General features: G+C 75.3%; 19 protein-coding genes and 1 pseudogene. 11 read left to right on the plus strand and 9 right to left on the minus strand.

Annotation, left to right across the window (positions count from 1 at the left end; translation table 11 throughout):
* Positions 1-130: 130 nt before the first annotated feature.
* Together B086_RS40495 and B086_RS0121490 are read left to right on the plus strand one after the other, a co-directional pair.
* Positions 131-388: a hypothetical protein gene (locus tag B086_RS40495; protein WP_018568488.1), complete on the plus strand. Its 258-nt coding sequence runs from the start codon at positions 131-133 to the stop codon at positions 386-388.
* A 175-nt stretch (positions 389-563) separates the two neighbouring features.
* On the plus strand, positions 564-1,133 hold the full coding sequence (locus B086_RS0121490; RefSeq protein ID WP_018568489.1) for a MarR family winged helix-turn-helix transcriptional regulator: 570 nt from the start codon (positions 564-566) through the stop codon (positions 1,131-1,133).
* 100 nt (positions 1,134-1,233) lie between these two features.
* Here the strand turns inward: B086_RS0121490 and B086_RS0121495 are convergent, their stop codons facing one another.
* Together B086_RS0121495 and B086_RS0121500 are read right to left on the minus strand one after the other, a co-directional pair.
* Entirely contained in the window at positions 1,234-2,550 is a 1,317-nt protein-coding gene (locus B086_RS0121495) for an FtsX-like permease family protein (RefSeq protein WP_026252637.1), read from the minus strand.
* Positions 2,551-2,552: 2 nt separating this feature from the next.
* Positions 2,553-3,344, minus strand: a complete 792-nt coding sequence (locus B086_RS0121500; RefSeq protein WP_018568491.1) for an ABC transporter ATP-binding protein — start codon at positions 3,342-3,344, stop codon at positions 2,553-2,555.
* A gap of 160 nt (positions 3,345-3,504) precedes the next feature.
* On the opposite strand from B086_RS0121500, the gene B086_RS0121505 reads away from it, so the two are divergent.
* From B086_RS0121505 to B086_RS0121515, 3 genes are read left to right on the plus strand one after another with little or no spacing between them, the layout of a single operon-like run.
* Positions 3,505-4,185 (plus strand): ABC transporter permease, encoded by a 681-nt coding sequence (locus B086_RS0121505; protein WP_018568492.1) that lies wholly within the window; start codon positions 3,505-3,507, stop codon positions 4,183-4,185.
* A gap of 28 nt (positions 4,186-4,213) precedes the next feature.
* Positions 4,214-4,888 carry an ABC transporter permease gene (locus B086_RS0121510; RefSeq protein WP_018568493.1) on the plus strand — a complete coding sequence of 225 codons (675 nt, stop codon included), beginning with the start codon at positions 4,214-4,216 and terminating at the stop codon, positions 4,886-4,888.
* Entirely contained in the window at positions 4,885-5,835 is a 951-nt protein-coding gene (locus tag B086_RS0121515; protein ID WP_018568494.1) for an ABC transporter substrate-binding protein, read from the plus strand. The genes B086_RS0121510 and B086_RS0121515 overlap by 4 nt, the downstream gene beginning before the upstream one ends.
* A gap of 30 nt (positions 5,836-5,865) precedes the next feature.
* On the opposite strand, the gene B086_RS0121520 is transcribed toward B086_RS0121515, so the two are convergent.
* Genes B086_RS0121520 through B086_RS0121535 form a run of 4 tightly spaced genes read right to left on the minus strand, consistent with a single transcriptional unit; the run spans position 5,866 to position 9,923 of the window.
* Entirely contained in the window at positions 5,866-7,020 is a 1,155-nt protein-coding gene (locus tag B086_RS0121520; protein WP_018568495.1) for a betaine/proline/choline family ABC transporter ATP-binding protein, read from the minus strand.
* Positions 7,021-7,024: 4 nt separating this feature from the next.
* Entirely contained in the window at positions 7,025-7,690 is a 666-nt protein-coding gene (locus B086_RS0121525) for a LutC/YkgG family protein (RefSeq protein ID WP_018568496.1), read from the minus strand.
* Positions 7,687-9,171, minus strand: a complete 1,485-nt coding sequence (locus B086_RS0121530) for a lactate utilization protein B (RefSeq protein ID WP_018568497.1) — start codon at positions 9,169-9,171, stop codon at positions 7,687-7,689. The genes B086_RS0121525 and B086_RS0121530 overlap by 4 nt, the downstream gene beginning before the upstream one ends.
* On the minus strand, positions 9,168-9,923 hold the full coding sequence (locus tag B086_RS0121535) for a (Fe-S)-binding protein (protein ID WP_018568498.1): 756 nt from the start codon (positions 9,921-9,923) through the stop codon (positions 9,168-9,170). Before B086_RS0121535 ends, B086_RS0121530 begins: the two co-directional genes overlap by 4 nt.
* A 228-nt stretch (positions 9,924-10,151) precedes the next feature.
* Between B086_RS0121535 and B086_RS0121540 the strand changes: the two genes are divergently transcribed.
* The 4 genes and pseudogenes from B086_RS0121540 (at position 10,152) to B086_RS0121550 (ending at position 14,090) form a co-directional block, all read left to right on the plus strand.
* Positions 10,152-11,453 (plus strand): alpha/beta fold hydrolase, encoded by a 1,302-nt coding sequence (locus tag B086_RS0121540; RefSeq protein WP_018568499.1) that lies wholly within the window; start codon positions 10,152-10,154, stop codon positions 11,451-11,453.
* A 116-nt stretch (positions 11,454-11,569) separates the two neighbouring features.
* The gene (sigJ, locus tag B086_RS0121545) at positions 11,570-12,517 is read left to right on the plus strand and encodes an RNA polymerase sigma factor SigJ (protein WP_018568500.1); all 948 of its coding nucleotides are present in this window, start codon (positions 11,570-11,572) and stop codon (positions 12,515-12,517) included.
* A 53-nt stretch (positions 12,518-12,570) separates the two neighbouring features.
* A pseudogene (locus B086_RS45550) lies at positions 12,571-12,807 on the plus strand (hypothetical protein); the annotation flags it as partial.
* A 434-nt stretch (positions 12,808-13,241) separates the two neighbouring features.
* Positions 13,242-14,090, plus strand: a complete 849-nt coding sequence (locus B086_RS0121550; protein ID WP_018568501.1) for a pentapeptide repeat-containing protein — start codon at positions 13,242-13,244, stop codon at positions 14,088-14,090.
* Here B086_RS0121550 and B086_RS0121555 read toward each other — a convergent pair.
* On the minus strand, positions 14,052-15,596 hold the full coding sequence (locus B086_RS0121555) for a cytochrome P450 (protein ID WP_018568502.1): 1,545 nt from the start codon (positions 15,594-15,596) through the stop codon (positions 14,052-14,054). The two genes, B086_RS0121550 and B086_RS0121555, sit on opposite strands and share 39 nt — an antisense overlap.
* A gap of 141 nt (positions 15,597-15,737) precedes the next feature.
* On the opposite strand from B086_RS0121555, the gene B086_RS0121560 reads away from it, so the two are divergent.
* Positions 15,738-16,349, plus strand: coding sequence for a TetR/AcrR family transcriptional regulator (locus B086_RS0121560; protein WP_018568503.1), 612 nt, complete (start codon positions 15,738-15,740; stop codon positions 16,347-16,349).
* A gap of 187 nt (positions 16,350-16,536) precedes the next feature.
* Positions 16,537-17,262, plus strand: a complete 726-nt coding sequence (locus B086_RS0121565; RefSeq protein WP_018568504.1) for a DUF2470 domain-containing protein — start codon at positions 16,537-16,539, stop codon at positions 17,260-17,262.
* Here the strand turns inward: B086_RS0121565 and B086_RS0121570 are convergent.
* Complete coding sequence (locus tag B086_RS0121570) at positions 17,230-18,384, minus strand: lactonase family protein (RefSeq protein ID WP_018568505.1); 1,155 nt, start codon at positions 18,382-18,384, stop codon at positions 17,230-17,232. The two genes, B086_RS0121565 and B086_RS0121570, sit on opposite strands and share 33 nt — an antisense overlap.
* A 159-nt stretch (positions 18,385-18,543) precedes the next feature.
* Entirely contained in the window at positions 18,544-19,566 is a 1,023-nt protein-coding gene (locus B086_RS0121575) for a hypothetical protein (RefSeq protein WP_018568506.1), read from the minus strand.

Raw genomic sequence — 19,566 nt, forward strand, 5'->3', positions numbered from 1 at the left:
CCGCCCGGAGGGTCGCCCGCCACCCCGCTCTCGTCGCCGCCGCGGTCGCCCTGAGTGCCGCGGGGGCCGTCACCGCTCGGGTCGCGCCGCACCGGCGCGGCCGCCCCAACGCCGCGTGAGGAGAACCGAGATGACCGTGACCGACCGTGCGCAGGCCCGCCTCGACGAGGCGACCGACATCGTGGCCATCGTCGGCGGGGTGACCCGGGAACGGGCCCGCGCGGTGCTGCGCGCGATGGCCGCGCACACCCGCATCAAGGAGCAGCACGTCGCCGAACTCGTCGTCGAATGGGCGGTGTCGGGACGGCTTCCGGCCGAACTGCGCCGCGAACTCGGACACCAGCTCGACACCGGACAGGGCGCCCCGGCCGCGGAACCGGCCGGGTGAGACGGCCGCGGGCGACTTCCCCCACCGGCGGACCGCGGTGCGCGGGCGGTGCGGGACGGCGTGCGACGGCGCCTTCCTGTCCGCGCGGTCCGCGCCGGGCGCCGCCGTCCTCTGCGATGATGCTCCGCGCCTGATCGTCTCCGCCCGTCCGGGCGGAGCGGCGGAAGGGGGACACATGGCACAGCGCGAGACCGACCGGGGCCGGGGCCGCTCGGCCACCCGGCACGGGCAGGCCGCGCTCGACCGGGAGGCCGAGGAGCTGAGCATCGCCCTGATGGCCGCCTCCCGGCTCTTCGTGGCGATCTCCGCCCGCGCGCTGGCCTCCACCGCCGACTCGCTGACGCTGCCGCAACTGCGGGCCCTGGTGGTGCTGGACACCTGCGGGCCGGTCAAACTCGTCGTGCTCGCCGCGACCCTCGGCGTCAACCCGTCCACCGCGCTGCGCATGGTGGAACGGCTGGAGGCGCTCGGCCTCGTCGACCGCAGGACCAACCCCGCCAACCGGCGCGAGGTCGTGCTCAGCCTGACCACCGGCGGCCACGAACTGGTCTCCCGTGTGCTCACCCGGCGCCACGCCGAGATCCGCAGGGTGGTCCAGCGCCTGTCCGCCCCGCAGCGGGCCGCCCTGCTGCCCGCCCTGAACGCCCTCACCGACGCGGCTGCCGAGACGGCCGTCCACCCCCGCGAGAGCGCGCGGGCGGACCGCGGCATCAGCGACACCCCGGCCGACCCGTCCGGCGTGTGAGCCCTGCCGGTGGCCCCCGGCCACGGGCCCGGCCCCTGCCCGCGCGCCCGTTCCACCCCTCCGCGCGCCCGTTCCGCCCCTCCCCACGCCCGGGGCGCGGTCACACCGGCGCCGCGACCGCGTCCACCGCCGGGGTGCGCAGCATCCGGCGGGCGGTCAGCAGGCAGGTGCCGAGCACCACCGCCGCCGCGACCGCGGCCACCGCCTGCCAGACGCCGAGCACCTGGTGCGGCCAGAGGACGTCCGCGCGGACGAGGGTGAAGGGGACCGTCCCGGCCAGCGCGGTCACCGTGCCGCACAGCACCCCGGCCACCGTGACGACCAGACCCTCCACGAAGACCGTCCGCAGCACCTGGCCCGGCGTCGCCCCCGCCAGCCGCTGCTGCCCGAACTCCCGGCGGCGGTACGCGGTCGCCGCGTACAGGGAGTTGACGAGCATCACGCAGACGAAGACCACGACGATCCCCACCACCGTCAGGTTCAGCGTCTGAAGGTTCTTCGCGTCGGCCGGCCTGACCAGACCGGAGGCCCGGACCTCAGCGCTCTCCACGGCCTGCATCGACAGCGTCGCCGTGGCCATGCCCGTGAACAGGGTCAGCGACATCAGCGTCCCGGCCAGCTCGTCCACCCGCTGCCGCAGATTGCGCACCGCGAGCCAGCCGCTCGCCCCGCCCGCGGGCAGCCGCTCCAGCAGCGCCGTCAGCAGCCGCGGCGCCAGCAGGGCGCAGCCCACCGACAGCAGGATCGCGCCGTAGGCGGGTGCCGCCATCAGCGCCGGGTCGGTCGCCGAGAAGGCGAACGTCGACAGCACCGAGGCCGCGCCGAGCCCGAGCGCCCCGCAGGCGAGGACCGTACGGCCCCGGCCCCGGCCCCGCCGCTCGCGCGGCCGGGTCGCCCGCCGCACCGCGAGGAAGGCCGCTCCGACCGCCGCGGCCAGCGTGATCCCGGCGCCCGAGGCCAGCGCGAGCGGACCGAAGGAGTAGCCGACCGAGCGGGCCACCTGACCGCTGTCGTGGAAGACGCCGAGCAGTACCCGCCCGCCCAGCACCGCCGGGCCGACGGCCAGCACCACCGCGAGCACGGCCACCGCCACCGACTCGCCCACCACCATCCGCCGCAGCTGCGCCGGGGTCGCCCCCGAGCAGCGCAGCAGCTCCAGCTCGCCCGAGCGCTGCCGTACGCTCACCGTCAGCGCGGAGGCGATCGCGAAGAACACCAGCAGCGCGCCGTAGCCGCCCACCACGCTCGCCGAGGTGGTCAGGGTCTCGGCGCTGACGTCGTCGACGCCGGGTGCGCCGGCCGTGTCGCGCAGCGAGGCGAAGGCCATCACGATCGCCGCGCCGAGGAACGCGGACAGCAGCGTCGCGGCGAAGCGGCCCGGCCGGTGCCGGACCGAGCGCAGGGCGAGGAACAGCATCGTCACACCCCCGCCGTCACATCGTCGCCCAGGTGGGCGAGGCGTTCGGCGACCGCGTCGGCCGTCGGCGCGTGCAGCGTCCCGGCCAGCCGTCCGTCCGCCAGGAACAGCACCGAGTCGGCCCAGGAGGCGGCCACCGGATCGTGCGTCACCATCACCACGGTCCGCCCGTGCACCCGCACCGCGTCCCCCAGCAGCCGCAGCACGTCCCGCGCGCTGCGTGTGTCCAGCGCCCCGGTCGGCTCGTCGGCGAAGACCACCCGCGGCTCGGTGACCAGCGCCCGCGCGATCGCGACCCGCTGGCGCTGCCCGCCCGACAACTGCTCCGGGCGGTGGCCGAGACGGTCGCCGAGGCCCACCGAGTCCAGCACCTCCCGCACCCGGCGCCGGTCCACGCGCCGCCCGGCCAGCCGCAGCGGCAGCACCGTGTTCTGCGCGACGGTCAGCGTCTCCAGCAGGTTGTACTGCTGGAAGACGAACCCGATCCGCTCGCGCCGGAATCTGGTCAGCGCCGCCTCGTCACCGCCGCTCAGCTCCTCCCCGTCCACCATCACGATCCCGGCGTCCGGCCGCTCCAGACCGGCCGCGCACCGCAGCAGCGTCGACTTGCCCGAACCCGAGGGACCCATCACCGCGGTGAACGTGCCGCGCTCCAGGCCCAGCGTCACCCCGTCCAGCGCCCGCACGGCACCGCCGTCGCTGCCGTGCGTCTTGGTCACCTTGACCAGCCGCAGCGCCTGGGCGGCCGGCCCCGCCCCCCGCGCACGCCGTGCGCCCACGCCCGTCATCGTCATCACCCTCCGTCCGGCACGCCCTGTGCCCCGGAAGAAAAACTACGGAGCGTACGGGCCCGCGACACGGGGTGCAGCACCCGTATCGGCCGGTGTACCCGGCGACACCTCCAACGGGTCACCCCAACGCGCCGACCCCGCCCGCCACCGCTGCAATGGACAGGTGACCGCGCCCCCGGACGACTGCCTCGCGCGCAACGAGTGGATCTGCGGCGCCTATCTGAGCACCCGTCGCGGCGTCCTGCTCGACGCGGTGCTCCAGCATCTGCGCCTGACCGCCCTGGCCGTGCTGATCGCCCTGGCCGTCGCCGTCCCGCTGGCCGTGCTCGCCCGCCGCCTGCGCTGGACGGCGGGACCCGTCCTGGCCCTCACGACCGTCCTCTACACCATCCCGTCCCTGGCCATGTTCTCCCTGCTCCTGCCGCTGTACGGGCTGTCGGCCACCCTCGTCGTCGCCGGTCTCGTGCTGTACTCGCTGACCCTGCTGGTCCGCAACATCCTCGCGGGCCTGCGCGCGGTCCCCGAGGAGACCCGGCAGGCCGCCCGCGGCATGGGCTACGGCCCCGTACGGCTGCTGCTGGCCGTCGAACTGCCGCTCGCGCTGCCCGCCGCGATGGCCGGACTGCGCATCGCGACGGTCTCGGCGGTGTCCCTGGTGACGGTGGGCGCGATCGTCGGCTTCGGGGGCCTGGGCAACCTCATCTACGCGGGCATGAACACCTACTTCAAGGCGCAGGTGCTCACCGCGTCCGTGCTGTGCGTGGTGATCGCCGTCGCCGCCGACCTGCTCCTGCTGGGCGTGCAGCGGCTGCTCACCCCCTGGACCCGGGCGGCCCGCGCGTGAGCGCCGCGGCGGACGGGACCCGGCGGCCATGAGCACCCTCGCCGACGCCTGGAGCTGGCTCACCGACCCCGCGCACTGGCCGGGCGACGACGGCATCGCGCACCGCCTCCTCCAGCACCTGCTGCTCACCGTGGTCTGCCTGGCCGTCAGCTGCCTGATCGCGCTGCCCGTCGCCCTGGTCCTCGGCCACCTCGGCCGGGGCGGCGCCCTCGCCGTCAACCTCTCCAACATCGGCCGCGCCGTGCCCACCTTCGCCGTCCTCGTCCTGCTGCTGCTCACCCCGGTCGGCCGGTGGGGCGAGGGCCCCACGGTCGTGGCGCTCGTCCTGTTCGCGGTGCCGCCGCTGCTCACCAACGCCTACGTCGGGATGCGCGAGGTCGACCGCGACGTCGTACGGGCCGCGCGCGGCATGGGGATGACCGGCGCGCAGACCCTGTTCCGCGTCGAACTGCCCCTCGCGGCGCCGATGGTGCTGAACGGGGTGCGCGTCGCCGCCGTCCAGCTCGTCGCCACCGCCACCATCGCCGCGCTGGCGGGCGGCGGCGGACTCGGCCGGATCATCACGGCCGGATTCAACCTGGCCAGCACCCCGCAGGTGGTCGCGGGCGCCGTCCTCGTCGCCGCGTTCGCGCTCGTCGTCGAGGCCGTCTTCGAGACGGTGGAGCGGCTGGCGCCCGGCCGGGGCAGGAGCGGCCGCCGATGAGGGCACCGGCTCTGTTCCTGCTGCGCCTGCTGCTGGTGCTCGGCCCGCTCACCGCCTGCACCGCCGGACCCTCCCTGGAGCAGCGCGGCGAGGTCACCGCCCCGCCCGGCGACAGCCACCGTCTGACGATCGGCTCCGCCGGATTCACCGAGAGCGACCTGCTCGCACAGATGTACGCGCTGCTGCTGGACCGGGCCGGGTACCGGACGTCCCTGATCACCGTCGCCAACCGCGAACTGTACGAACCCGCCCTGGAGTCCGGCCAGATCGACGTCGTCCCCGAGTACGCGGCGACCTTCGCCGACTGGCTGGCCGCCAAGACGCACGGCGCGGACGCGCCCCCGGCCGGTTCGCCCGACCTCACCGCCACCCTGCGCGCCCTGCGCGCGCTCGCCGTCCCGCGCGGCCTGACCGTCCTCGACCCCGGCCGGGCCGTCGACCAGAACGCCTTCGCCGTCACCCGCGCCTACGCCCGTGAGCACCGGCTGAAGACCCTCGGCGACCTCGGCGCCTCGGGCCTGAAGGTGCGCCTGGCCGCCGGGGACGAGTGCGTGTCGCGGCCGTACTGCGCGCCGGGCCTGCGCAAGGTGTACGGCATCGACATCACCGGCGTCGACCCCAAGGGCGTCGGCACCACGCAGGCGAAGCAGGCCGTGCGCGACGGCCGCGACCAGATGGTGCTGACCACCACCACGGACGCCACCCTCGACTCCTTCGGTCTGGTCCTGCTCGCCGACGACAAGCACCTCCAGAACGCCGACTACATCGTCCCCGTCGTCAACCGCGCCCGCGCCGGGAGCGCGCGGGTGACCGGCGTGCTGGACCGGCTCAACGCCGTCCTCACCACCGCCGACCTGGCCGCCCTGAACCAGCGCGTCGACAGCTGGCGCCGACTGCCCTCGGACGTGGCCCGCGCCTATCTGGAGGAGAAGGGCCTGCTCAAGTGATGCGTGGCGGCAGGGGCGCGACCCTCGGTGTCAGGCGTCGGCCACCGAGTCGAACCCGACCTGTCCGCGCGGCACCCCGCGCGCGTCCGCGTCCACCGAGCGGCGCAGCGCCTCGTGCAGCTTCGCCGGGGTCAGCACCCCGAGGAACCGCGCACCGTCCAGCACCGCGACCCAGCCCGCGTCGTGCTGGAGCATCACCCCGAACGCCTGCTTGAGCGGGGCGCCCACCGGCACCCACGCGTTCATCCGGTGCGCCAGGTCACCGACCCGGCCGCCCGCGCCCAGCGCGTCGAGTCCCACCCAGCCGTGCAGATCGCCCGAGGCGTCCAGCACCACCGCCCAGCGGGCGCCCCGGGCGCGCAGCCGGCCGGCGGCCCGCCCGGCGGACTCGTCGGGCCGGGCCACGGGCGGCTGCTCCAGGTCGCCCGGTTCCACCGCTGTCACCGACAGCCTCTTCAGACCGCGGTCGGCGCCCACGAACGCGGCCACGTACTCGGTCGCCGGGCCGCCCAGCACCGCGCCGGGCGTGTCGAACTGCTCGATGCGCCCCTGCCCGTACACGGCCATCCGGTCCCCGAGCCGCACCGCCTCCTCGATGTCATGGGTGACCAGCAGCACCGTCTTGCGCACGGCGGCCTGCATCCGCAGGAACTCGTCCTGCAACTGCTCGCGCACCACCGGGTCCACGGCCCCGAACGGCTCGTCCATCAGCAGCACCGGCGGATCGGCGGCCAGCGCCCGTGCCACCCCGACCCGCTGCCGCTGCCCGCCCGACAACTGCTCCGGATAGCGCGGCCCGTACGTCGCCGGGTCGAGTCCGACCAGGTCGAGCAGTTCGGCCGCGCGCGCCCGCGCCCTGGCCCGCCTCCAGCCGAGCAGCGCGGGCACGGTCGCCGTGTTGTCCAGGACGGTGCGGTGCGGGAACAGGCCGACCTGCTGGATCACGTAGCCGATGCGGCGGCGCAGCCGCACCGGGTCGAGCGCGGCGATGTCCTCGCCGCCGACGAGGATGCGGCCCGAGGTCGGTTCGATCAGCCGGTTGACCATCATCATGGTGGTGGTCTTGCCGCAGCCGGACGGGCCCACGAGGGTGACGAGTTCGCCCTCGGACACCTCGAAGCTGAGGCCGTCCACGGCCGTGGTCCCGTCCGGGTACCGCTTGGTGACCTGTTCGAACCGGATCATTCCCTCACGCTAGCGGCGTCGCGGCCTCCTCGCTCATCAGCACCACCTCCAGGGTGCGCGGCCCGTGCACGCCCTCCACCCGGTCCAGTTCGATGTAACTGGTCGCGGACGGCCCGGAGATCCAGGTCAGCGGGCGGCGCGGATCGAGCCGGGGCAGCGCCTCGGGCACCGAGGAGACCACCTGGTCCGGGACGCGCACCACGCAGATGTGGTGGTCGGGCACGAGCGTGATCCGGCGGCGGCCCTGGTCGGGCGAGCCGTCCAGGACGAGCGTGCCGGTCTCGGCGACGGCGACGGCGCAGCCGGTGACCACGCTGTCGACGCGGTCCAGTTCGCCGGGCGTACTGTCCGCCCGGTCCGCGACCCGCCGCGCCCCGCACTCCGCCAGCCACCCCTCGTCCAGGCCCGGCGGGACCAGGACGCTCACCGCGCCCCGGGCGTCGAGCAGCCGGGCGATCAGGGCGGGCAGCCCGGCCCGCTCGCAGCGGTGCACCAGCGCCCGGTAGTCCGCGAGGTTCTCGGCGAGCAGCGCGACCGTCGCGGCGGTGTCCGGGCCGCCGTGGCGGCGCAGGTAGTGGCGCGCCACCGCCCGCTCGTAGGGGGTGTCGTCGGCCGGTACGTCCGCGAGCGCGCGCCGCACCCGGCCCAGGATCCGTTCCCTGCTGCTCACTTCGCCTCCTCCGGGCCGCCGTGCGTGCGCTGCCACCAGTCCCGGAACGGCTCCGCGGGCAGCGCGGGCAGGTCCCGGGTGCCCGTCCAGGCCCGGCCGGGTCCGGGCAGGGTGCGCGGGTGCAGGCGCCGGGTGCGCGAGGCGAGCCGCTGCCCGCCGCGCAGCAGCGCGGGGTGCGAGAAGGCGAGGCGGGCCGCGCGCATCGCCGCCCGCTCGGCGCCGTGCCCCTTCGCGGGCTTCAGCACCACCTTGTTGCCCCCGCGCACCGCCTCGCCGCCCTGGACGACCCGTTCGCGCAGGTGCACCAGCACCTCGGGGATGTCGATGGCGACCGGGCACACCTCGTAGCAGGCGCCGCACAGCGAGGACGCGTACGGCAGCGAGGCGTCGATCGCGCTGCCGGTACCGCGCAGCTGGGGACTGAGGATCGCCCCGATGGGCCCGGGGTAGACGGAGCCGTACGCGTGGCCGCCGGCCCGCTCGTAGACCGGGCACACGTTCAGGCAGGCCGAGCAGCGGATGCAGCGCAGCGCCTGGCGGCCGACCTCGTCGGCGAGGGTGTCGGTGCGGCCGTTGTCGAGCAGCACCAGATGGAAGGTCCGCGGCCCGTCGCCGTCGGTGGTCCCCGTCCAGGTGGAGGTGTACGGGTTCATCCGCTCGGCGGTGGAGGAGCGGGGCAGGGTCTGGAGGAAGACCTCCAGGTCCTGCCAGGTCGGCACCAGCTTCTCGATGCCGACGACCGAGATCAGCGTCTCGGGCAGGGTCAGGCACATCCGGCCGTTGCCCTCGGACTCCACGACCACCAGGGTGCCGGTCTCGGCGACCATGAAGTTGGCGCCGGAGACACCGACCTTGGCGCGCAGGAACTTCTCCCGCAGGTGCAGCCGGGCCGCCTCGGCGAGCTCGGCCGGTGTGTCGGTCAGGCCCTCGGGCGCCGGGCGGCCCCAGGAGGCCATCTCGGAGCGGAAGATGTCCCGGATCTCGCCGCGGTTGCGGTGGATGGCGGGGACGAGGATGTGGGACGGCCGGTCCCGGCCCAACTGCACGATCAGCTCGGCGAGATCGGTCTCGTAGGCGCGGATGCCCTCGGCCTCCAGCGCCTCGTTCAGACCGATCTCCTGGGTGGCCATCGACTTGACCTTGACGACCTCCGTCTCGCCGGTCTCCTTGACCAGCCGGGCGACGATCGCGTTGGCCTCGGCCGCGTCGGCGGCCCAGTGGACGGTGCCTCCGGCCGCCGTGACCGCCTCCTCCAACTGCACCAGAAAGCGGTCCAGGTGGCGCAGCGTGTGGTCCTTGATCTGCCGGCCCGCCGCGCGCAGCGCGGCCCAGTCCGGCAGTTCCGCGACCGCGCGGGCGCGCTTGTCGCGGATGGTGTGCGTGGCGTGCCGCAGATTGCCGCGCAGCGTCCGGTCGCGCACCGCCTCGTGCGCGGCCACGGGGAACGCCGGCATCCCGACGAACGCACTGCTGCCGCTCATGCCGCGGGTTCCTCCTCGGTGCTCGCCAGGATCTCCGCGATGTGCACCGGCCGCATCCGGGAGCGCAGCCGGGACATCGTGCCGCCGAGGTGCATCAGGCAGGAGTTGTCGCCCGCGCACAGCACCTCGGCGCCGGTCGACTCGGCGTTGCGCACCTTGTCGGTGCCCATCGCGGCCGACACGTCCGCGTTCTTCACCGCGAAGGTGCCGCCGAAACCGCAGCACTCCTCGGCTCCGGGCAGCGCCACCAGCTCCAGCCCCTTCACCGCCCGCAGCAGCCGCAGCGGCCGGTCCCCGAGCCCCAGCGAGCGCAGCCCGTGGCACGTCGGGTGGTAGGTGACCTCGTGCGGGTAGTACGCCCCGACGTCCGTCACCTCCAGCACGTCCACCAGGAACTCGGTCAGCTCGTACGTCCGCGGCACCACCGGCGCCAGGGTGCGGGCCAGCGTGTCGCCCCGGCCCTCGGCCCGCGCCCGCTCGCCCATGCGCGGATACAGCTCCCGCACCATCGCGCCGCAGGAACCCGACGGTGTGACGATCGCCTCGTAGTCCCGGAAGACATCGGAGAACTTCCGGGCCAGCGGCTCGGCCTCATGCCGGTACCCGGTGTTGTAGTGCGCCTGTCCGCAACACGTCTGAGCCGACGGGAAGTCCACCTCGACGCCCAGTCTGGTCAGCAGTTTCACCACGGCGCGGCCGGTGTCCGGATAGAGCGTGTCATTGACGCAGGTCAAGAACAGGGCCACACGCATCGCGGCTCCTCGTTGTCGGTCATCGGACGGGTGAAGCCTAGTCAGGCCGGGTGCGCGGCGGGAGTCCCCGGCTCGTCCACGGCGTGGCGATGCGCCGGCGCACACCGGCGGCGGCCGGTCACCCGCTGACCGGCGGTTCAGTACCTTTTCATGATCCCGGGTCTCGGACCGCGGAGCGCGATGTGCTCAACTGGGACGCGGCCGTGCCACTCCGTCCCGGGAGAACCGTTGACCCTCAGCTACCGCCAGCCCGGCGTCGTCCTCACCGACCGCTCCTTCACCGTGCCGCTCGACCACGACGATCCGGCGGGGGAGACGATCGAGCTGTACGCCCGCGCCGCGGTCGCCCGGGACAAGGCGGACCAGGACCTGCCGTGGCTGCTGTACCTCCAGGGCGGTCCCGGCTTCGGGGCGAACCGTTTCATCGGGAAGCAGGCGTGGCTCGGCCGGGCCCTGGAGGAGTACCGCGTGCTCCTGCTCGACCAGCGCGGCACCGGCCACTCCACGCCCGCCAACCGCCAGACCCTCCCGCTGCGCGGCGGCCCCGAGGCCCAGGCCGACTACCTCGCGCACTTCCGCGCCGACTCCATCGTCCGCGACTGCGAGGCGATCCGCGCCGAGGTCACCGGCGGCGCGCCCTGGACCGTCCTCGGCCAGAGCTTCGGCGGCTTCTGCACCGTCCACTACCTCTCCACCCGCCCCGAGGGCCTGTCCACCGCCCTGATCACCGGCGGCCTGCCCTCGCTGGACGCGCACGCCGACGACGTCTACCGGGCCGCCTACCCGCGCATCGAACGCAAGGTCGCCGCCCACTACGCCCGCTACCCCCAGGACGTCGCCCGCGCCCGCGAGATCGCCGAGCACCTGCTCACCCATGACGTGGTCCTGCCCGGCGGCTACCGGCTGACCGCGGAGGCGTTCCAGTCCCTCGGCATCCTGCTCGGCGGCACGGACGGCAGCCACCGGCTGCACTTCCTCCTCGAAGGCGCCTTCGTCCGCACCCCCGCGGGCCCGGCCCTCTCCGACGCCTTCCAGGAGGAGGTCCAGGGCCTGCTGTCCTACGCGGCCCACCCGCTCTACGCCCTGCTGCACGAGCCGATCTACGGCCAGGACGCCCGCCCCACCGCCTGGTCGGCCGAGCGGGTGCGCGCCGAGTTCCCGCAGTTCGACGCGGCCAAGACGCTCGCGGACGACGGCCCGCTGCTGTTCACCGGCGAGTCCGTGCACCCCTGGATGTTCGAGTGCGACCCCGCGCTGCGCCCGCTGCGCGAGTGCGCGGACCTGCTCGCCGCCCGCACCGACTGGCAGCCCCTCTACGACCCGGCCCGGCTCGCCGCCAACGAGGTCCCGGTCGCCGCGGCCGTCTACCACGACGACATGTACGTCGACACCGCGCACGCCCTGGCCACCGCCCGCACCGTCCGCGGCCTGCGCACCTATGTCACCGACGAGTTCGAGCACGACGGGGTGCGGGCCGGCGGCCCCCGCGTCCTGGACCGGCTGCTCGCCCTCGCCCGCGACGACGCCTGACACCTGCGCGGTCCCGGACACCCCGGCGCAGCGCCCGTGCCCGTGCCCGTGCCCGTGCCTAGGATGATCCACGGGCGCGGGCGCGCTCGGGGGCACGACGGTGACGGGGGCGGCACATGGCGGACGGCACGGGCGGCGGGACGGCGGGCACGGCAGGGACGGCGGGCACGGCGGACGAAGAGCGGCTGGCGCGGCGGTTCGAGGAGCACCGCGGGCATCTGCGGGCGGTGGCCTACCGGATGCTCGGCTCGCTGACGGAGGCCGAGGACGCCGTCCAGGAGACCTGGCTGAAGCTCACCCGCGCCGACAGCGGCGCCGTCGGCAACCTGGCCGGGTGGCTGACGACGGTGACCGGCCGGGTCTGCCTCGACCTGCTGCGCAGCCGCACGGCCCGCCGCGAGGATCCCCTCGACGAGACCTTCGTGCCCGACCCCGTCGTCCGGCCGCTGGCCTCGGCCGACCCGGAGCAGGAGGCGCTGCGCGGCGACTCGGTGGGGCTCGCCCTGCTCGTCGTGCTGGAGACCCTGGAACCGGACGAGCGGCTGGCGTTCGTGCTGCACGACCTGTTCGCCGTGCCGTTCGACGACATCGCGCCGGTCGTCGAACGCACCGCGGCCGCGACCCGGCAACTGGCCAGCCGCGCCCGCCGCCGCGTGCAGGGCGCCACCCCGTCGGCGGAGACCGGCCTCGCCCGGCAGAAGGAGGTGCTGGAGGCATTCCTCGCGGCCTCCCGCGGCGGCGACTTCGAGGCCCTGGTCGCCGTCCTGCACCCCGACGTGGTGCTGCGGGTCGACGCCGGCGCCCTGGCCCGCGGCGCCGCCGCCTCGAAGGTGATGCGCGGGGCGCGGACCGTGGCGTCGCAGGCGCTCACCTTCTCCCGCTACGCCCCGACCGCACGGCTGGTCCTGGTCAACGGCACGGTGGGCGTGGCCAACACCCCGCAGGCGGGCCCGCACTCGGTCATGGCCGTCACCGTCGCCGACGGCCGGATCACCCACCTCTACATCCTGTCCGACCCCGACCGGCTGGCCCCCCTGGACCTGCCCGCCGCCGTGACCGGCTGAACCGCCCCCGAACCGCCGCCGCGGACAGACCCGTTGCCGCCCCGGGGCGGGCACTGCCAGGGTCGACGCCCTGCCGACGTTGCCCGCCCGGGACGGAACCCGCCTCGCCCCGGCCTGCCTCGGGGACCTCGGCGGGCCCTCCGCGCACCGGCGCCTCGCAGACGCCCCGCGATTCCGCCACGTACCGCTGCGACCGGCTCGTCGACGACGTCGAGGCGCTGCGCGAGCACCTGGGTCTGGACCGGATGGACGTGCCGGCGCACTGCGCGGGCGCCGACCCGGCGGTGCTGTGGGCGGCCCGCCATCCGCAGCGGGTGGGGCGGCGGGTGCTGGTCACCCCGAGCCCGGTGGCGGTCGGCATCGAGGTCACCGCGGACGTACGGCTCGCCACCGCGCGGCTGCGGGCGTGCGAGCCGTGGTACCCGGCGGCGTACGCGGCCCTCGGAGAAGTCGTGGCGGGCCGGGCGGCGCGGGTGCCGTGGGAGGCGATCGCCCCGTTCCTGCGCGGCCGCTGGGGCGAGGCGGCACGGGTCACGGAAGCCGCCGAAGCCGAGGAGAGGAACCGGGCGGCGGCCGCGGTCCACGGCTCCGCGGGCGCGTACGACCCGGCGGCCACCCGGACCGCGCCCGGCACGCTGCCCGCGCCCGGTTCGCCGCCGCCGTCGCCCCCTTCCCCGGCCGAACGGTGGTCCAGGGGCCCGCAGCGGATCAGTAGGGTGGGGGCATGGCAGATCAGACAGAGGAGCGGCGCGACGGCGCTGCGCGGTCCGGGCTGCGCGGCGACTGCGCGAACTGCTTCGGACTGTGCTGCGTCGCCCTGCCCTTCGCCGCCTCCGCGGACTTCGCGCGCGACAAGCCCGCCGGGAAGCCCTGCCCGAACCTCCTGGCCGATCACCGCTGCGGCATCCACACCCGGCTCCGCCAGGAGGGCTACCCGGGCTGCACCGTGTACGACTGCTTCGGCGCGGGCCAGAAGGTCTCCCAGGTCACCTTCGGCGGCCGGGACTGGCGTACGGAACCCGCGGGCGCGCTCGGCGAGATGGCCGCGGCCTTCCCGGTCGTACGGCATCTGCACGAACTGCTGTGGTACCTGACCGAGGCACTCTCCCTGGCCCCGGCCCGGCCGGTCCACGCCGGTCTGCGCGACCTGCTGGAGCGCACCGAGGAACTCACCCTGCTGCCACCGGCCGAACTGGCCGCACTCGACGTGGACGCCCACCGGCAGGAGGTCAACGCACTGCTGCTGCGCACCAGCGAACTGATGCGGGCCGGGGTGCGCGGGCGGAAGAAGGACCGGCGGGGCGCCGACCTGATGGGAGCCCGGCTGAGGGGCGCCGATCTGCGCGGGGCCAGCCTGCGCGGCGCCTTGCTGATCGCCGCCGACCTCACCGGCGCCGATCTGCGCGGCGCCGACCTGATCGGTGCCGATCTGCGTGACACGAACCTCACGGACGCCGACCTGACCGGCGCGTTCTTCCTGACCCAGCCGCAGCTGAACGCGGCCCGCGGCGGCGCGGGCACCCGGCTGCCCGGGTCAGTCACCCGCCCCGTGCACTGGACAGCGCGGCCCTGATCCGCCGCCCTCCGCCACCGCCCCCGACGGCGCCTCCGGCTCCTGTGCGGCGGGCGGTGTGCGCCGCTCCAGGCGCAGCCGCAGTCCTTCCGGCATCAGGGTGAGACGTTCGGTGACCTTGAGCCGGTAGGCGGGGTCGGCGCGCAGTTCGTAGCGGCGCAGCAGCAGACCGAGCACCAGCGTGGCCTCGTGCAGCGCGAACTGGCGGCCGATGCACGCCCGCGCGCCGGTCCCGAACGGCTTGAAGACGTGCGGCGGACGGGCGCGCACCGCCGCCGCGTCGAAGCGGTCCGGGTCGAAGCGCTCCGCGTCCGCGCCCCAGGCGTCGGGGTCGCGGTGCAGCATCGGGGTCAGCACCAGTGTCCACGCGCCGCGCCGCATCGGATGCTCGTCGGCGAGCACCGTGTCCTGACGGGCCTCGCGGGCGAAGGCGGGCGCGGTCGGCCACAGCCGCAGCGACTCGTCCAGCACCCGGCGCAGATAGCGCAGCTTGGCGACCTGCTCGTAGCCGGGCGCCGCCGTGTCGCCCCATATCCGGTCCACCTCGGCGCGGGCGCGGGCGGCGATCTCCGGGTGCCGGGAGAGGTAGTACAGCGCGAAGGACAGCGCGCCGGAGGTCGTCTCGTGCCCGGCGACCAGGAAGGTGATCACCTGGCGGCGGACGTTCTCGTCGGACAGCCGCTCCCCGGTCTCCGGATGCGCCGTCTCCAGCATCCGGTCCAGCAGATCCCCGCTGTCGCTGCCGCTCCCGCTGTCCGTGCGGCGGGCGCGCACGAGGTCGTCCACGGTGCGGTTGAGGTACGCGATGTCGTCGGCGTTGCGGCGGGTCGCCCCGCGCAGCAGCAGCGGAGCGAGCGGCGCGGGCACGGAGTTGAGGCGCTGCGCGTAGCTGAGGGTGCCGACCATCGCGGTGACGAAGGGGTGCGGGCGGGCGCGTTCGAAGGAGCCGAAGTCATGGCCGAAACCGGTGCGCGCGATCGTCTCCAGGGTCAGCTTCGTCATGTCCCCGGGCACGTCCACGGCGCTCCCCGCGGCCTCGGCGCGGTCCCAGTGGCCGGTGAGCCGGGCGGCCACGTCCAGCATCATCCGGTGGTAGCCGGCCATCGCCTCGCGGCTGAAGCCGGGCGCGAGCACGTCGTGCGCGAGCTGCCAGTTGGGCTCGTGGTTGTACGCGGTGAACAGACCGTCCCCGGCGACCGGGCGCAGATTGGCGACGCCCAGCCCCACGTGCTTGGCGAACCGGCTCTCGTCCGCGAGGTCGGCCGCCAGCCGCGCACCCCAGACGAAGACGAACTCCTTGCCGAACACCTTGCGGCGGAAGATCGGGCCGAGCGCACGGGCGTGGCGCATCGAGTCCTGTAGGGGCGTGCTGCGGTCGACCCCCAGCACATCGCCGAGGAAGGGGATCCGGTGCGCCGGGTGCGGCAGCCGCTCCAACTGCGGCCAGCCCGTCCCCGCGTCGCGGAATCCTTTCGGCAGTCCGGTCCCGGTCGTGGTCTCCGCCATGCCGTGCGCTCCCCGTTCTCCCCGGGCCCGCCGGAGTCCCGGCCGGGCGCCGTGCCGGTCCCTCGGCACGTGTTGGATGTCGGTTCAATAGCGGTTCCAGTCTGGTCCCGTTGTTGAACTCGCGTCAAGTAGAGTGCGGGGATGGCCGCGAACCAGGGGGAGCAGCGCACGCGCCGCCGGCTGAGCACGGGGGAGCGCAAGGAGCAACTGCTGTCCGTCGGGGCGCGGCTGTTCTCCGAGAGCCCCTACGACGACGTGTGGATCGAGCAGGTCGCCGAGATCGCCGGGGTCTCCCGCGGTCTGCTCTACCACTACTTCCCGACCAAGCGGGACTTCTTCGCGGCGGTCGTGGAGCGGGAGAGCGGGCGGATGCTGCGGATGACCGCGGCCGTCCCCGGGGTGCCCGTGCGCGAGCAGCTGACGGCGGGCCTGGACGCCTATCTGGAGTACGTCAGCGCCCACGCGCACGGCTACCGCGCCTTCCACCGGGCGGACGCGGCGGGCGACCAGGCCGTGCGCCGGGTCTACCGGCGCGCCCTGGCCGCGCAGGAGCGGCAGATCCTGGCCGCGCTGGACGCCGACCCCGAGTTCGGCCCGTCCGCCGCCCGCCGCCCCGATCTGCGCCTCGCCGTCCGCGGCTGGCTGGCCTTCACCACCGCCGTCTGTCTGGAGTGGCTGCGCGGCTCCGAGCTGACCCGGGCGCAGGTCAGGGACCTGTGCGCACGGGCCCTGCTGGGCGTCCTGGCGCCCTGACCGACGGGCCGGGCCGCCGTCCCGCCGCCTCGTGACACGCTCGGACGCCGTCCCCGTCTGGGCCGTAGCGCGCCTCCGTGCGCCCCCTCCCGGACGCCCGGGTCGGGCCGACATGGTTGGCGTGCGCCCCGATCTTCGATAAGTTAGGCAAGCCTTACCTTATGGATGGCTAGCGAGGAGGTTCCGGATGGGCGACAGCCACACATGGACGGCGGTGCCCGGAGCGGCACAGCGGGCGCGCTCGGTGCTCGCCGCCGCCTGGTCCTGCGCGGTGACCGCGGAGGGCGGCCGGGAGGAGTTCACCGGCGCGCACACCGTCACCGAGGACGGCCGGGTCCTGCTGCGGCTGCCCGAGGACAGCCCCCTGGCCGCAGCCGCGTTCTGCGCGCCGCGCGGTGAACTGCCCGGCGTCCTGGAGTTCGCCGACGTGGCACCCGTCCCGGTGCGCGACCGGATCCGCGCCCGGCTGTGGCTGGCCGGCCGGTTCACCCGGGCCGACGGCCACCTGGACTTCGGGCCCCGGCGCGTGCTGCTGCGCCGCCCCGGCGACGCCGTCGCCGTGGACCCGGGCGAGTTCGCCGCCGCGGCCCCCGACCCGCTGGCCGTCGCCGAGGCCCAGCTGCTCACCCACCTCGCCGACGCGCACTCCGACGCGGTGGACCACCTCACCCGGCTGGTCGCCGCCGACAGCCTCCAGGGTGCCGTACGGGTCCGCCCGCTCGCCGTGGACCGGCACGGCCTCACCCTGCGCATCGAACGGGTGCGCGGCCAGGGCGACGTACGGCTGGCCTTCCACACCCCGGCCGACGACGTCACCCAGCTCGCCGAGCGGATGCACGTCCTGCTCGCCCAGGCCAGCGCGGCCGCCTGCCCGCGTCCGCTACAGCGGCAGCGCGCAGACGGCGACGGGTGAGGCGAACGGCTCGCCCGCCAGGCGCAGCGAGCCGTCCCGGCCGCCGACGCGGAAGACACTGACGGTGCCCGACCTCTGGTTCGCCGCGAACAGCAGCGCGCCGTCCGGGGAGAACGCGATCTGCCGGGGGAAGTCACCCGCCACCGGCACCGTGTCCAGCAGGCGCAGCCGGGCGCCGCTCGCCTCCACGGCGTAGCGCGCCAGGGTGTTGTCGCCCCGGTTGGCGAGATAGGCGAACCGGCCGTCCGCCGTGACGAGGAACTGCGCCGGATAGTTGGTGCCCGCCCCGGAGCCCGAGGACTGCGGCTCACCGACGGTCAGCCGCCCGCTCGGCGGATCGTAGGCGCAGACCGCGACCGTGTCGTCGACCTCGTTGGCCAGGTACGCGTACCGCCCGCCCGGGTGGAAGGTCAGATGGCGCGGTCCGGCCCCGGGCCGCGTCCCGGCCCGGGAGACCTCGTCCAGCCGGCCCGTGCGCTCGTCCAGGCGGTAGGAGTACACCGTGTCCGTGCCGAGGTCGACGGCGAGGACATGGCCGCCGTCCGGTGAGGTGGTGAACTGGTGCGCGTGCGGGCCCTGCTGGCCGGGTCCGGGCGGCGGGCTGGAGTGCGTCACCAGCGCGGTGCGCTCGCCCGGTGCCCCGGAGCCGTCGATCGGATGCACGGCCACGCTGCCGGACGTGTAGTTGGCGCTCAGCAGCCAGCGCCCGCCCGGATGCACGGACAGATGACAGGGCCCGGCCCCGCCGGTGCTCCGGGTGCCCAGCACCGCGCGGTCGGCGAGCCGGACCGCCGTCACACCCCCGTCGGCGCGCTCGTCGACCGCGTACAGGGTGCGGCCGTCCGGGTGCACGGTCAGATACGACGGGTCGGGCACGCCGGTCAGCACGCCCTGCCCGGTCACGGCGCCCGAGACCGGGTCGTACGCCGCCAGGCCGATGCCCGTGCCGCCGTTCGCGCCGGAGGTGTAGGTGCCGAGGTACAGCGGCCGGGTCCCGGACGGCCGCCTCGCCGCGCGGGCGCCTTCCCCGGCCGCCGCCGGCGCCGCGGACCCCGGTGGCTCCGGCGTGCGCGCCGGAGCGGGGACCACCGCCATCGCGGCGGCGCCCGTCACGGCGCTCATCAGCCGCCGCCTGCTCCACCGGCCGCCCGGCGCTCCCGCACCACTGCCCATGCCGCACCCCAGGTCTCGTAGGAGGTCGTCACCGCCACCTTGGACCGGACCACCCCGGGTGGGCAAGAGTGGCAACGTGCGTTGCATGTCATGCAACGCGCGGGCGGGTCACCAGTCGCCGTCCTGCACCGCGCCGCCCGGGGCGTCCTTGAGCGGGGTGACCTGCCCCGGCGAGGGCTGCTGCCAGGGCTCGTGGTCCTCGCCCAGCCAGTCGCCGACCGGCCGCACCGCCGCCAGCGCGTCGGTGGGGGAGAGATCGTCGGCGTCCTCGTCGAAGTAGTCGTACCAGGGCAGGCCGGCCGCGGTGTACGCGGCGCGGTCCACCGGCGAGGGCGGGGGAGCCTCGCCGGTGATGTGCCGCCACTGCGGCGGCGTCACCAGGTGCACGAACACCCGCCCGGCCGGCTGCGGCGCCCAGTCGCTCAGCGGACGCGGGTCCCGGTACACCTCCTGGCGCATCGAACCGCCCGCGCCCAGGCCCATCGCGGCGCCCCGCGGAGCCGGTGCCGAGGGCGCCGGCGGCGGCGCGCCCGCCGCGAGGGCCCCCGGAGCCGCGAGCGGCCCCGCCGCCGTGCGCCGCAGCACCGCCCGCCGCTCCTCCTCGCGCCACCGCTCCAGCGCCGCCGCGCCCAGCGGGAACGACTGCAACTGCACCCCGCCCCAGACCTCCTCGCCGGTGACCTGGCCCTCCACGGTCGCCCCCAGGCCCAGCGGCACCGCGACGAACTGCCGGACCGTGCCCGCCCCCGAGTTGACGCCGTCCAGCCAGGGCTGGCGCGGCACCACCACGTAGTTCTGCGGATCCCCGGCGAGCCGGCCGCTCCAGGGCTCGCCCGAGACCGCGCACACCTTGCCCGCCCCGACCTGCACGGCGACCGGCCGCGTGCCCAGGAACCGCAGCCACATCGCCTCGCGCAGATACACCGGCAGCAGCACACCGCCGCGCCGCCGCATCTCCTCGGGCACCCGGTCCGCGTGGTCGGCGACCCGCCGCAGCGGGAAGGTGCCGAGCCCCGGCGGCAACGGATGCGTGCCCGTCTCCGGCAGCCGCAGCGTGCGCATGAACCGCACGCCCACACCGCCGGGCAGCTGCAAGGTGTCCTCGTCGATCCGAACCGCCGCGCCGCTCAT

Source organism: Streptomyces sp. PsTaAH-124 (assembly GCF_000373685.1).
GTDB lineage: Bacteria > Actinomycetota > Actinomycetes > Streptomycetales > Streptomycetaceae > Streptomyces > Streptomyces andamanensis.

Excerpts from the sequence above, each read along its gene's own strand:
- B086_RS0121570 (WP_018568505.1), bottom strand. The coding sequence starts at position 18,384 with ATGAGCGCCGTGACGGGCGCCGCCGCGATGGCGGTGGTCCCCGCTCCG.
- sigJ (WP_018568500.1), top strand. The coding sequence starts at position 11,570 with ATGGCGGACGGCACGGGCGGCGGGACGGCGGGCACGGCAGGGACGGCG.
- B086_RS0121515 (WP_018568494.1), top strand. The coding sequence starts at position 4,885 with ATGAGGGCACCGGCTCTGTTCCTGCTGCGCCTGCTGCTGGTGCTCGGC.
- B086_RS0121530 (WP_018568497.1), bottom strand. The coding sequence starts at position 9,171 with ATGAGCGGCAGCAGTGCGTTCGTCGGGATGCCGGCGTTCCCCGTGGCC.
- B086_RS0121550 (WP_018568501.1), top strand. The coding sequence starts at position 13,242 with ATGGCAGATCAGACAGAGGAGCGGCGCGACGGCGCTGCGCGGTCCGGG.
- B086_RS0121500 (WP_018568491.1), bottom strand. The coding sequence starts at position 3,344 with ATGACGATGACGGGCGTGGGCGCACGGCGTGCGCGGGGGGCGGGGCCG.
- B086_RS0121560 (WP_018568503.1), top strand. The coding sequence starts at position 15,738 with ATGGCCGCGAACCAGGGGGAGCAGCGCACGCGCCGCCGGCTGAGCACG.
- B086_RS0121555 (WP_018568502.1), bottom strand. The coding sequence starts at position 15,596 with ATGGCGGAGACCACGACCGGGACCGGACTGCCGAAAGGATTCCGCGAC.
- B086_RS0121520 (WP_018568495.1), bottom strand. The coding sequence starts at position 7,020 with ATGATCCGGTTCGAACAGGTCACCAAGCGGTACCCGGACGGGACCACG.
- B086_RS0121490 (WP_018568489.1), top strand. The coding sequence starts at position 564 with ATGGCACAGCGCGAGACCGACCGGGGCCGGGGCCGCTCGGCCACCCGG.
- B086_RS0121535 (WP_018568498.1), bottom strand. The coding sequence starts at position 9,923 with ATGCGTGTGGCCCTGTTCTTGACCTGCGTCAATGACACGCTCTATCCG.
- B086_RS40495 (WP_018568488.1), top strand. The coding sequence starts at position 131 with ATGACCGTGACCGACCGTGCGCAGGCCCGCCTCGACGAGGCGACCGAC.
- B086_RS0121565 (WP_018568504.1), top strand. The coding sequence starts at position 16,537 with ATGGGCGACAGCCACACATGGACGGCGGTGCCCGGAGCGGCACAGCGG.
- B086_RS0121495 (WP_026252637.1), bottom strand. The coding sequence starts at position 2,550 with ATGCTGTTCCTCGCCCTGCGCTCGGTCCGGCACCGGCCGGGCCGCTTC.
- B086_RS0121575 (WP_018568506.1), bottom strand. The coding sequence starts at position 19,566 with ATGAGCGGCGCGGCGGTTCGGATCGACGAGGACACCTTGCAGCTGCCC.
- B086_RS0121510 (WP_018568493.1), top strand. The coding sequence starts at position 4,214 with ATGAGCACCCTCGCCGACGCCTGGAGCTGGCTCACCGACCCCGCGCAC.